Origin of the sequence: Symbiopectobacterium purcellii, assembly GCF_019797845.1 — a bacterium.
GTDB classification, from domain to species: domain Bacteria; phylum Pseudomonadota; class Gammaproteobacteria; order Enterobacterales; family Enterobacteriaceae; genus Symbiopectobacterium; species Symbiopectobacterium purcellii.
Genome location: NZ_CP081864.1, coordinates 2,856,104 through 2,868,852, shown reverse-complemented (window position 1 = coordinate 2,868,852; position 12,749 = coordinate 2,856,104). Strand labels below are relative to the sequence as shown.

Here is a 12,749-nt window from a genome sequence, read left to right as displayed (position 1 = left end):
AATCTTGATCGTTGTCATCCTCGTTAGCTATACCCTCTTATTCTAGCCATCGTAGTTTCGAGGGGCTTTCTTTATAAAACGGCAAAAGGAATTGACATGATGGATAAGAACTTGCGGTTTGCCTGCGGCAAATCTGTTGGCAAACCGAGCAATAGCGAGGATTTCGTGGCTCGAGAGCGGCGTAACTTTATTAAAGCCGGATTAGCAGCTACCGCTGCTGTGGTGTTACCCGGTTTTGCCACCAGCGCTATTGGCGCGGTTCAACCTCGGGTAAAAAACGTGCTTATCATCAATGCACATCAGACTTATTCTGGTCTCAGCGAAGGCGCGCTGAATCGAGAGTATGTAGCGTTGATTAAGGATGAAATGGATAAAAAGGGATACCACATTCAGCAAACCTATATCGAAAAGGGCTACAACATTAACGAAGAAGTTCAGAAACACCTTTGGGCAGATATTATTATCACTCAGTCACCGGTGTTCTGGTTTGGTACCCCCTGGATTTACAAGAAATATGTTGATGAAGTCTTTACGGCAGGAATGCGTCAGCAAAGCTTTTTGATCGATGATGGGCGCATACCGAACGACCCGAGTAAACAATATGGATCGGGTGGCAAGCTGCACGGTAAAAAATTCCTGCTTTCGCTGACCATGAACACCCCTAAAGAGGCATTTGATGATCCAGCCCAACGGCTCTATGCTGGGCGCTCCCTGGAGGATTTGTTCTCCTCAACGACCTCCGTCTATAAATTTTGTGGCTTTGCCATATTGCCGGTGTTTGGCTCATTCGATGTAATTAAAGCGCCGCAGATAGCCGAGGATAAAGCTCGGCTTATACGCTATCTGGCGGAGTTGTAGCTCACGCGCAGGATAGCTGCGCGTGAGGTATTGTGAGGAGTGAATCAATAATAAGGGTTCACTCCTCGGTGCTTGCGTGTCAGCCAATTATGCTGTGCGCGCTGATAACATCAATTTAGAATTTATAGCTGATACCGCCATAAATTGTCCGACCTGACAGGAAATAGTCATTAGCGGTAGCCACATAATCGCGCTTTTCATTAGTGATATTGGTGACACCCACTTTCAGATCAACGTGTTTAATTGGCGTATAGGTCGCGCCCAGATCGACGGTATTGAACCCTCGGGTTTTCTTCGACTGCTTGTCGAGCAGATACTGATTGCCCGTGTATTGATAGGAGAGCGACGTAGCAAGGTTGTCCAGCACTTGCCACGTTAACTGAGTATTGACCGTATTTTTAGGCGTCTGTTTCAGGCGCATTTTGGTGCTGCGATCTTCCGCATCGACGATGGTCCAATTGGTGGCCCAATTGAGGTTTTCAGTCAGATCGACCCATACGGAGGTTTCAATGCCCCGGATGCGTGCTTTATCCACATTTTCATAGGTGAGCTGTGTCGCGACACGGTCCCAGGTTTGCACCTGAATCATATCCTTGATGTCGTTATTGAACAGAGTTAGGCCCGCACCGTAATGCTCAGCTTCATAGGCAGTGCCCAACTCATAGCTGACAGCGGTCTCTGCCTTCAGGTCAGGGTTCCCTACCGTTTGGCATTGTCCTCGACAGGCGGCAACGGCATAGCCTGGGTTAAATTGCGCGATGGTCGGTGCTTTGAATGCTTTGTTTACGCCCCCTTTGACCACCCAGTTATCGCTGAGGCTGTAGGTGGCGTAGGCGCGTGGGCTAAATTCTGTGCCGTAAATTTCGTGCGAGTCGACACGACCGCCAAACGTCAGTGCCAGATCGCCGAGTTTAAATTCATCCTGCAAGAAAAACGCTTTCTGGCTTACCGCCACGTTGCCATTTCGCAAGTTCAGGCTGTGTTGTAATTCGGTGTTCCGATACTCACCGCCAGCCGTGATCAAATGATCGCCAAGGTAGTCGGAGACTTGCCCATCCAGGGTTTTATTATCCTGAGTAATGTAGGCTTTGCCGTTGTTAAGCTGCGAGTTATCCATCAAATCGACGCTTTCGAAATAGGCTCGTAAGCGAGTATCAACGTACTCCCAATTGCCATTGTGCGTCAGGCCAAAGCCAATGCGTTCCATTTTTTGAATATTGTGTGCCGAGGCGCCGTAGTTATTCCACAGCACATCACGATCGTCTTTTGCGTAAGTGGTGTCGAATTCAATATTTTGCCGGTCATCGATAAGCCAGGTCAGATTGGTCAGAGCATTGAATGTATCGCGGGCTTCCAGCGCATCCGAGTTGGGGTTGACGGATTGATGGGTGCGCCAGGCATCACGTTTTCCCCCGTCAACGATCACGCTGCCGAGCAGTTTATTGTCCAACAGCGGGCCGCTGAGATAGCCGCTCAGGCGATTATGTCCGCCGCCATCGCCTTCCGTGGGGGCTTCAAAACCGTAACCTATCTCACCCGCTGCCGTTTCACCCGGCTGACGCAAGATCACGTTGACGACGCCGCCCAGCGCATCGGCGCCATACAGGGATGACATCGGGCCGCGAATGACTTCAATGCGATCGATCGCGGAGACGGGGATCGTGGAGAGATCGAAATCGTTACCCATGTTGCTGGCGAGCGCTTCACGCGAGTTGATGCGTCGGCCATTGAGCAGCAACAGCGTATAGTCGGATTTCATGCCACGGATTTTGATCTCTTTGCGGCCGTAGGTAGTTGAAGGATTAATGCTGATACCGGGCAGTTTTCTGACAGCATCGGAAACGTCGTTAACCGACATTTTTTCCAGTTCGGCACGGGTGACGACTGAAACGCTGGCCGGTGCGCTGAGCGTGGTGTGCTTTGTCTGGGTGGCGGTAACAACAAACGTTTCATTTGTTACATTTTCCGCGATTGCTCCAGTGGAGAGGGCGGTCAATCCGGTGGCGAAAAGGGTGCGATACAAGGTATTAAAAACCAAGCGGCGTGGTGCATATTGCTGCATGTTAAAAAACTCCGTGGTTAACGCGCTCAAAGAAAAAATGTTTTGATTTTTTTATCGTTTTAAATCATTAGGATAGTGGTATTAATGGCCGGTTTGCGAGTGATATGCATTAAGCAGCAATGCATCCATGCCTGATGCTGGCAGCATCAAAGCACGTGCATTTCGGTTGAAAATAACATCCATATTAAATGCATCTTTTGTAATTATTTGAAATAACATGACGTATCTTAACGGGCACTTACTTTTTTTGAAAGTAAATGATAACCATTTTTATTATCAAGTGAGTGAGCGATCACAGGGAGATGCTCAGCGTGAGGCTCTCTTATCGAGAGCCTTTGTTGGTGGGATCAGGCGGAGAACAGGGAAGGGTGGATTTGCTGGTGCTCATCCAGTCCGAGGCGTTGCAGAATATCTTGTCGCAGCAGGTATTTCTTGATCTTCCCTGATGCGGTGCGCGGTAAACTCTCGACGATCACCAGATGCTCGGGATACTTGTACTTTGCCACACGTTTACGGCTGAAAAAGGCAATAATGTCTTCAAGCGTCAGCGTGTGGTAAGGGACGTTAAGCACCACGTAGGCGCATGAGCGTTCACCCAAACGTTCATCGGGCATGGCGACCACCCCCGCATCGCGGATGCGCGGGTGTTGCATCAGAATATCCTCTACCTCACGGCTGCTGATATTTTCGCCGCCGCGCACGATGATATCTTTCTTGCGCCCGGTGATTTTGATGTAGCCGTCGGCATCGATGCGGCATAGGTCACCGCTGTAATACCAGCCATTTTCATCCAGTGCGCGCGCTGTCAATTCCGGTTCGTCCAGATAGCCCATAAACACATTCGGGCCGCGCGACGCTTCTTCGCCTTCTTCACCACACTCAACGGTATTGCGCGCTTTGTCGACCACTTTGATTTCAACGCCCGGCGCTGCCTGCCCGTCAGTGTTCACGATTCGGGATGTGGGATCGTCCAGCTTCACTACGGCGTGTGGTGAGCTTTCCGTTGAACCGTACACGCTGAGCAGTTTGATACCCATCTGCATACAATCACGGGTGATCTTTTTGGGGATCGTGGTGCCGCCGCACAGGAAAAAGCGCAGCGAGGATAAATCGTAAGGTTTTTGCTGTACACAGCACAGGAGGTCGTAGACAAACGGTGTCGCGCCCAGCACGCAGGTACAGCGCTCCTGCTGTAGCAGTTCAAGGCAGTCTACCGGATTGAAAATATCCAGCAGTACGCTACGTGCACCAATGATAAAGGGGGCAGTAACCCCGTGTAAAAAGCCGGTGGCATGGCCCAACGGCGCAGGCATCAAGATAGTATCCAGCCAGGTCAGGTTCAAGCGCGCACAGTAAGCGCGTTCGCTGGCAAGAATGTTGTTATGCGTCAGCATTACCCCTTTGGGCACCCCCTCAGTACCAGAGGTAAAAAGCACGGCCGCTAATGCATCGCCATGCACAGGGATCGGCGTCTCCAGTGGTGCAAAATCTTGCAATAGTTGACTGAGTGCCAGCGTAGTGGGAGTGGCGGGAGCCAGTTTATCCAAGGCCACTATTTGTCGCAGGTGAGGCAACTGAGCACGCAACGGGATAGCCCTGTCGACAGGCTGAGTATTCTTGAACAAAGTGGGGGCGAACAGCACTTTTGCCTGGCATTTATTGAGGATCCATACCAGCTCGGTTTCACGGTAGGCCGGGAGTAGCGGTACGGATACCGCGCCCACCTTCAGACAGGCCAGATAGATAACCGTAAACTCGCACCATCCCGGGAGTTGAAAAGCGACGCGATCGCCGGGTTCGATTCCGCAGGTGAGTAAAAAGCGTGCAAGGCTGCTTGCTGCGCGGTCTAGCGCCGCGTAAGTGTAAGATGTCCCTTGATGGTCAATGACGGCAACCTTGTCCGGCATGGCGCGTTGTGTTTGATGCCAATAGTCAGCGAGTGAAGCGTCTCCCCAGAATCCTTGCTGACGGTATAACGCCCGACGTTCAGCGTTAAATGCTATTGAAACGGTCATGTATTTTGTCTCAGTGTTTGGCGGCCGCCAGTACGGCCGTTTATCACTTATGCGGAGGGATCAACCAAAGCGGAATTCGATACCGAACGTACCCTGCGGGTATTCCCATTGTTCCAGAATGGTTTCACCGCACAGTACCCGGCAGGTACCGCACTCCAGACAACCGGCTGAGTCGAAATGGATATTCCCTGCCTCATCCTGCTTGTAGAGCCCTGCTGGACAGGCTTTGAGTAATTTACGAAACTCTGCCATATCAGGGTTGTCGGCCAGAATAATGTGTGGGTGGCCTTCATCCACGTGGAACTTATTGACGCCCAGTTTGACGTCGACGTTGACGCTGTTGTCGCTACTCATAGCGCTGTCGCTCCTTTGATGCCGTCTTTCAACAGGTTTATCAGGCCAACCTGTTTGGCGCGCTTCATGATTTTTGCTCGCACTGGCACGTTGGGGCCGCCATCAATGATGAACAGGTCGCTCATGATATCGGCCACCATGCGCGGGTACTGAGTGAACATGCGTGGGTTTTCCATCATGGCGGGCACTTTGCGATAATTGTGCATATCGCGCAGTACGAAGCTGTGTTCCAAGGTGCGTTTGTATTCCATCAGGCTGCTGGAAGAGAAGTCCTGGCGCTGCTTTGCGGCGATCGCAGTGTTGGCGGCTGCCTGTGCAGAGGCGATGGCCAGATCCATACCGCGCACGGTGTAACCCAGATTGAGGCACAGGCCGGCCGCATCGCCGACAATCATCACGCCGTCATCCACCAGGCTGGGTACCATTTCAAGTCCGCCTTCCGGCACCATGTGTGCCGAGTATTCCAGTAACGTTCCTCCCTGAATCAATGGGCGGATCGTCGGGTGTTGTTTAAAATCTTCCAGCATCTGCGGCACACTTTTGCTGGCGTGGGCTATATCGCCTAAACCGCAGACTAATCCAAGCGAGATTGAGTCTTTATTGGTGTAGAGAAAACCTCCGCCCATCAATCCGTTGGAAGGCGAACCGGCAAACAGCCAGGCGGCACCTTCTCCCGGCGCCAGGTTAAACCTGTCTTCGATTTGCGCTGCGGGCAGGGCAATCAACTCTTTCACGCCGACCGCATAGTGATGAGGCGACGGGGGCGGAACCATACCGACGGAGCGACCCAGCAGTGAGTTCACGCCATCCGCAAGGATCACCACGTTTGCCTCCAGCGCATCTTCGCCTGCCTGCACACCGGTGACTCTGTTGCCTTCGCGCAACAAGGCATCGACGCGTACGCCGGGAATAAACTGCACACCGGCTTCTTCGGCTTTCTCCATCAGCCAGGGATCGAACCGGTTACGCAACACGGTATAAGAGGCTTTGGCAGGGATATCCGGTTGTTCGCTGTGGTAATCCATCGTGACGGCGCTTTCATCGGTGAGAAAGGAAATTTTTTCTCGCGTGACTTTGCGTTCAACCGGAGCCTGTTGCGCAAACCCGGGCATAATGCTCTCTAGGCTGTGGGCGTAAAGGCGTCCGCCGGTCATATTTTTACTGCCCGCGCTGTTGCCGCGTTCGATGACTAATATATCAAGCCCAGCTTGTGCCATGACATAACCGGCGACGCAGCCCGCAACCCCGGCACCGACGACGATGGCATCAAATTTTTCTTCCGACATGGTTCCTGCTCCCTATCCCGCCACCGTGGCGTAGCGGGATACGTGCTGTTAACGAAAAGACCAACAAATGAAGGATTACCGGGTCAACTGCTCAACCAACGCCGGGATCACTTTGTAGATATCGCCGACCAAACCGTAGTCGGCGTATTTGAAGATCGGCGCATTCTTGTCTTTGTTAATGGCGACGATGATTTTTGCGCCGTTGCCGCCCACCATGTGCTGGATTTGGCCGGAGATCCCCAATGTCAGGTAAAGGTCAGATTTCAGCAGCACGCCAGAGACACCGATATAGCGCTCGCGCTCCATCCAGTGTTCCCCTTCAGCAATCGGGCGTGAGCAGCCGACTTCCGCGCCCAATACCGTTGCCAGGTCTTGAACCATGCGCAAGTCTTCTTGCGACACCAATCCGCGGCCCACGCCGACAACGCGTTTGGCTTTGCTCAAGTCGACACTACTTAACGATTTAGCGCGGCGTTCTATGCACAGGATTTCCTGACGCGGTGCAACATAGTTAGCCTGATAAACCGGGCAATCAGACGGTGTGGTGGCGGTCTCGGCTTCGATGGCGCCCGGTGCCAGCGTAACTATGGCAATTGGGCTATTGATCTTCTCTTTGCCAAACGCCAGGCCACCGTACATGCGATGTTCGGCATACAACGCCAGCTGTTCTACCGTCAGGGTGGTGACATCGTTGACGACGGCGGCATCGAGCAGCACGCTCAAGCGGGCTGCTAGCGCCTTACCACGCTTGGTGGCTGCCAGCAGGATCAGCGTGGTGGGATAATCCGCCGTTGCCGGCTTTTCTATCAGGGATGCCAGCGTTTCGGCGTAGTTTTCGATACGCTGCTGCGCCGTTTTGCCCAGCACGTAGAGTCCCTGTGCGCCGAGTGGTTTAACGGCGGCAACCTGCGTGTCATCTTGCACGACAGCATAAACCTGCTGTCCCCACTGGCGTGCGCCCGTCATTAATTCGCTGTAGCGCTCAACATTATCGCTGAACACCCATACATTGGTTAATTGACTCATGATGATATTCTCCGGGTTAGTTCAGCGCTTTTTTCAGGTGTTCGGCCAGTTCGGCGATCGCTTCCGGCGAATCGCTTTCCAGAATGATGTGTTTACGCTCCGCCTGTGGTGGTACGCAGATCTGCGTCAGCTCGGTGTGGGGGGCTGTGCGCTGCCAACTGATATCTTCCGCTTTCCATTGCGTTACCGGTTTTTTCCCGGCACCCAGAATGGCCTTCATCGACGGAATTTTTAGCGCATTAATATCTGATGTCACGCAGAGCACGGCGGGCAGCGGCAGCTCAAGAATTTCCACTTCCTCTTCCAATGTGCGCTCCACGCGCACCCGGTTATCGAGCAGTTCTACCTGGCTTACGGCATTGAGGGTAGGCAGTTGCAACATTTCACCGACCAACAGCCCAACCTGCTGCGCATAGAGATCGCCGGAGCCTTCGCCGAACAGCAGCAGATCGAAGCCAATCTTACGGGCCGCAGCTGCTAGCACTTGTGCAGTATCTTTGGGTAGCGCGTTGTCTAACTGTGCATCCTGTACCAGGAACAGTTCATTGGGGCCGCGCGACAGCACATCTTTGCGTACTTTGGTGTTGTCCAGCAGGCTGCCGCCGACGCTCAGCGCGGCAACGTGCCCATCAGCGCCGGCCAACTGGGTGGCGGCTTCGATGGCATTCAAATCAAACTGACTGATTTTTGCATCGGCGCGGTCAAAATTGAGCGTACGTTGGGCGGTAACCACAATGTCTTGCTCTTCGGGCACCAGCTTGAAGCAGGTTATTATTTTCATGGCGTCTCCTATTGGTCGCTCGCAGGCGGGCATCGAAAAATAATATCGATGTGCCTCAGAGAGATATAAAAATTTGATGGGAGTAGTGTGCGGGGGATAGGGGTGAAAAACGACATGATAATATGTTTTAGTTACCAACAATCTTGCAAAAAAATTGTGCGCAACGGCAGATAAATATATTTCATGGCATCTTGCTTATGTGACATCCCCTTTAAACGTTACGCAGAAATCGGCTACTGCATATTCACACTGAAAACACAGGGTGAAAATAAGTTGTGATGCACATCATAAATGCGAGGCTTTTTTTTAATTGGAATTATTAACACGCTCATTGAATAAAGAGAATATCAGTGAATTGTGAATGTGATGTTTTGTGTATGTAGGCAATGCGTGTTTTAAATGAGAAAAAATACACAGTGTAATGCGTTAAAAAAATGTGCTTTTCAGGCTAAACAATCGGGCGGTGTAATCTTGCATGATATGCAAACAATCTTGTTTTGCGCGGTTAAAAACGTGATATACAGTACAGGTCGTTGCGCTACTTTACCCCTAAATAATTGGCTCACACCTTACTGTTCTCCGTGGAGGTTGTCATGTATCAGCGCTGGTTTGACAATAATACCGATACCTTGTTTGAAAAGGGAATGACGCCCAAATTGTCCCGCTTTGTGATCAGCGATGACCCAAACTGGGAGTCCGGTCACCATGTACATGATGCGGAAACGGAGCTGATCTATGTGAAAAGTGGCGTAGCTCGGCTTATCATCGATTCGTCCAATTATGTTGCACAGACCGGCGATATTGTGGTGGTCGAACGTGGCCGATTGCATGCCGTCGCCTCCGATAATGCGTCCCCGGCAACCACCTATACCTGTGCTGTTTACGGATTTAAATTTCGCGACAGGGATGAGAATCAGATCATGCAGGCCAATTCTTGCCCGGTGGTTTCAGTGGTGAAAGGAAAAGAGGTAATAAAAAGTATCTTTCACGAACTGGGGGTGATGTTACCACAGCAAAAAAACCTTTTATCCTCACCGGTCTACGATGCTTTCGGTTATGCTTTGACGGCGTTGTTTTATGAAAACTTTAAAAATGCCTACCGTTCTGAACCCGGTTATATTCGCAAAGAAGTGTTGGTGAAAGATATTTTGGTTTATCTCAATAATAATTATCGGGAAAAGATAACCCTGGATCAGCTCGCTAAAAAATTCCGCGCCAGCGTCAGCTACATTTGTCATGAATTTACCAAGGAATATCATATCTCTCCGATCAACTATGTGATTAAGCGCCGGATCACCGAAGCAAAATTTTCGCTGACCAACACCGAATCCAGTTTGAACGAGATTGCCATCCGCGTGGGGTATGACAATGTCGATCACTTTGCCAAATTATTCATGCGCCACGTTGGCTGTTCACCGAGCGAGTACCGCAAGCAGTTTAAAAATAGTCTGAATGGATTGGAGTATATAACGGAGTTTGGTGAGCGTTCAGAATTGCTGCTGTGATGCGGATAGCCGGTTAAGGCTCCCAAGTGAACGGGAGCCTTAACCCGTCAGTTATTTACTTTGATAATCTTTCAGGATCTGCCGTCCGGCAATATAAATCATGATTTCATCAGTACCGCCGCCAATCCTTTCGCAGCGCACGTCACGCCAGAAACGGGATACGCGTGCATCATCCGTATAACCCAGTCCACCCATGATCTGAATGGCATCATCGATCACTTCCAGTGCGGTGCGCGCGCAATAGAGTTTGCACAACGCGGCACTGGTGCGTAATGACAGCTCCTGATCCGCCTGCCAGGCACACTTCAGCACCATATTACGCATGTTCTCGATTTTGATGGCCATCAGCGCCAGCTTCTCCTGGATCATCTGGTTATGGCCAATCGGTTTGCCAAAAGCGATACGCTGGTTGGCATAACGGGCGGCATCTTCAAAGGCGCACTCGGCAAAACCGGTACTGCGCGCGGCATTGATCAGGCGTTCCATTTCGAAATTGTACATCACGTTCAGAAAGCCCATGCCTTCTTCACCCACCATGTCACTCTCTTCGACTTCGACGTTATCGAGATAGACTTCGCAGGTGGTCAGCATATGCCAGCCAATTTTGTGCAATGGATTGATTTTTATTCCGGGTTTGTCCGATTCCACCCACCACAGGGTAAAGGCTTTTTTCGGATCCTGTGGTTCAGGATCGCGCGCCAGCACCAGCATATAAGGGTACTCTTTGGCACCGGTGATAAAGGTTTTTTGCCCGTTGAGATACACCTTACCGTTTTTACGCGTGTAGCTGGTGGTCGCACTGCTGTTGTCCGAGCCTGCGCCCGGCTCGGTGAGGGCCAGCGAATAGGCCGGATCGCCGGTTGCCAGCGTGCTTTCCGCGGTTTTGCGCAATTGCTCGGCAGAACCAAAACGACGCATGCTGTGGATGCACTGACCGTTAGTGATCAGGAACGCCGGGGCGCCATTTTTAGATACTTCCATCAGCGCCAGCATTTGGGTGACATAGTCCGCCGGAATGCCGCCAAATTCTTCCGGCACGCCCAGCAGGGAAATGCCGTTATCGGCCAGCGCCCGCATAAATTCTTTCGGATAGGTACCGGTCTGATCGCAGGTTCTGAAATACTCTTCCGGGAAATCACTGGTGATCAATTCCCGAATACTGGCAAGCAGCAGTTCTTGCTCTTCGGTTAAGGCAAAGTCCATCGTTGTTACTCCTGTTATTGTTCAGCGTCTGGCAATACAAAGCCCATCACGGCATCGAAAAAGAGGCGTGTATCCATCAGTGTTAAGTCAGGCGAAATGACCGGGGTAAAGTCCATCTGTGCCAGAATGTCTTTTTCCAAATCGACGCCGGGTGCGATCTCAACCAGGTGCAAACCGTCTGCTTTTAGGGTGAAGACGGCGCGTTCGGTGATGTAACGCACGTCCAAGCCGCGTTCGAGCGCAATTTTTCCGCTGAACGTGATTTCAGGGATTTCCTGAATGAATTTTTTGACTTTCCCTTCCTGCACGATCGTCAGCTTGCCGTCGCCGACGTCAGTTTTTAAGCTGCCTGCCGTTAGGGTGCCGCAGAAGATGATCTTTTTCGAGGTGGCGCTGATGTCGATAAACCCGCCGGTGCCCATGATTTTTCCGTTGAATTTATGCACACCAACGTTGCCGTGTCGGTCGATTTCAGCAAAGCTCAGGTAACACACATCCAACCCACCGCCGTGGTAAAAATCGAACTGAGACGTCATGTCCAGAATGGCGCGGGTATTGACGTTGGCGCCGAAGGCCACGCCTTGTGTGGTGATCCCGCCGATAGGGCCGGTTTCCACCGTTAGCACAAAGTCATCGGCACAGCCCTCTTCGCGCGCTACCAGACCGATGTCGTCGGCGATACCAACACCTACGTTACCGACTGCACCCTTGCGCATTTCGAACAGCGCGCGGCGTGCCACCAGTTTGCGTTGGTTAAGGGGGATGGCCATTTTGGTGCTGTCATCCAGCACAAAATCACCGGAGATAAAGCGGTTGACGGGCGCTCCGCCGTACAGTTGGGTTTGCGTTGAATCCACCACCACAATGTCGACCAGATAGCCAGGAATACGCACGGATTTAGGATGCAGCGTGGCTTTTTTGACCATCTTCTGCACTTGCATCATCACGATACCGCCGTTGTTGTGTACCGCTTGCGCAATCACCAGCGCATCGAGATACATCACTTCATCTTCGAAAGAGGCGTACCCTTCGCTGTCGCAGGTGGTCGCGCGGATAAAGGCGACATTCGGGGCTATGGCCTTGTAGAACAGGTATTCCTGATTATCGATTTCGACCAGCTTGATCAGGTCGTCTTTGGTGACTTCATTCAGCTTGCCGCCCTGTTGACGCGGATCGAAAAAGGTACCAATACCGATATTGCTTAAAATGCCCGGCTGGTGAGCGGCAGAGGCGCGAATAGCTTGCGTCAGCACCCCTTGCGGGTAGTTGTAGGAGACGATCTTGTTCTGTTCTGCCAGATCGGAAATTCGAGGTGATTGTCCCCAGTGGCCGCACAGCGCCCATTTCACCAGACCTTCCTGTGCCAGTGGACTGATGCCGCGCTCGGCGCGATCGCCTAGCCCGGTTGGGCTGATCAGCGACAGGTCGCGCGGTGACTGCGTGGTTTTGTAGCGGTCGGCGAGGGCGGTGATCAGTGAGGTGGCTTCCAGAATGCCACCGCCAGCCCCCAATACGCACAGGGTGGCTTCATCGGGGATATAGTTAACGGCGTCCTGTGCGGAGAGCACCGGCACTCGGCCATTAATTCTTTTCGGTTTTTCCAGTTTCATTGCAACTCCTCGTGATAAGCAAATGAGCGTGTGCTGCTTTCAGCAGCGC

General features: G+C 51.9%; 10 protein-coding genes. 2 read left to right on the top strand and 8 right to left on the bottom strand.

What is annotated here, in order from left to right:
• The first annotated feature begins 96 nt into the window (after window positions 1–96).
• Window positions 97–858 (top strand): NAD(P)H-dependent oxidoreductase, encoded by a 762-nt coding sequence (locus K6K13_RS13550; RefSeq protein WP_252120285.1) that lies wholly within the window; start codon window positions 97–99, stop codon window positions 856–858.
• A gap of 115 nt (window positions 859–973) precedes the next feature.
• Here the strand turns inward: K6K13_RS13550 and K6K13_RS13545 are convergent, their stop codons facing one another.
• From K6K13_RS13545 to K6K13_RS13520, 6 genes are all read right to left on the bottom strand, one after another.
• On the bottom strand, window positions 974–2,920 hold the full coding sequence (locus K6K13_RS13545) for a TonB-dependent receptor domain-containing protein (RefSeq protein WP_222157492.1): 1,947 nt from the start codon (window positions 2,918–2,920) through the stop codon (window positions 974–976).
• 347 nt (window positions 2,921–3,267) lie between these two features.
• Window positions 3,268–4,935: a medium-chain fatty-acid--CoA ligase gene (gene fadK / locus K6K13_RS13540; protein ID WP_222157491.1), complete on the bottom strand. Its 1,668-nt coding sequence runs from the start codon at window positions 4,933–4,935 to the stop codon at window positions 3,268–3,270.
• 60 nt (window positions 4,936–4,995) lie between these two features.
• Complete coding sequence (locus tag K6K13_RS13535; protein WP_222157490.1) at window positions 4,996–5,289, bottom strand: ferredoxin family protein; 294 nt, start codon at window positions 5,287–5,289, stop codon at window positions 4,996–4,998.
• Complete coding sequence (locus K6K13_RS13530) at window positions 5,286–6,575, bottom strand: FAD-dependent oxidoreductase (protein ID WP_222157489.1); 1,290 nt, start codon at window positions 6,573–6,575, stop codon at window positions 5,286–5,288. Before K6K13_RS13530 ends, K6K13_RS13535 begins: the two co-directional genes overlap by 4 nt.
• Window positions 6,576–6,650: 75 nt before the next feature.
• Window positions 6,651–7,601, bottom strand: a complete 951-nt coding sequence (locus K6K13_RS13525; protein WP_222157488.1) for an electron transfer flavoprotein subunit alpha — start codon at window positions 7,599–7,601, stop codon at window positions 6,651–6,653.
• 16 nt (window positions 7,602–7,617) lie between these two features.
• Window positions 7,618–8,382 carry an electron transfer flavoprotein gene (locus K6K13_RS13520; RefSeq protein ID WP_222157487.1) on the bottom strand — a complete coding sequence of 255 codons (765 nt, stop codon included), beginning with the start codon at window positions 8,380–8,382 and terminating at the stop codon, window positions 7,618–7,620.
• A gap of 593 nt (window positions 8,383–8,975) precedes the next feature.
• Between K6K13_RS13520 and K6K13_RS13515 the strand changes: the two genes are divergently transcribed.
• Window positions 8,976–9,887, top strand: a complete 912-nt coding sequence (locus tag K6K13_RS13515) for an AraC family transcriptional regulator (protein ID WP_222157486.1) — start codon at window positions 8,976–8,978, stop codon at window positions 9,885–9,887.
• A 51-nt stretch (window positions 9,888–9,938) separates the two neighbouring features.
• Here K6K13_RS13515 and K6K13_RS13510 read toward each other — a convergent pair whose 3' ends face one another.
• Window positions 9,939–11,090 (bottom strand): acyl-CoA dehydrogenase, encoded by a 1,152-nt coding sequence (locus K6K13_RS13510; RefSeq protein ID WP_222157485.1) that lies wholly within the window; start codon window positions 11,088–11,090, stop codon window positions 9,939–9,941.
• A 14-nt stretch (window positions 11,091–11,104) separates the two neighbouring features.
• Complete coding sequence (locus K6K13_RS13505) at window positions 11,105–12,700, bottom strand: acyl CoA:acetate/3-ketoacid CoA transferase (RefSeq protein WP_222157484.1); 1,596 nt, start codon at window positions 12,698–12,700, stop codon at window positions 11,105–11,107.
• Between the last annotated feature and the right edge of the window lie 49 nt (window positions 12,701–12,749).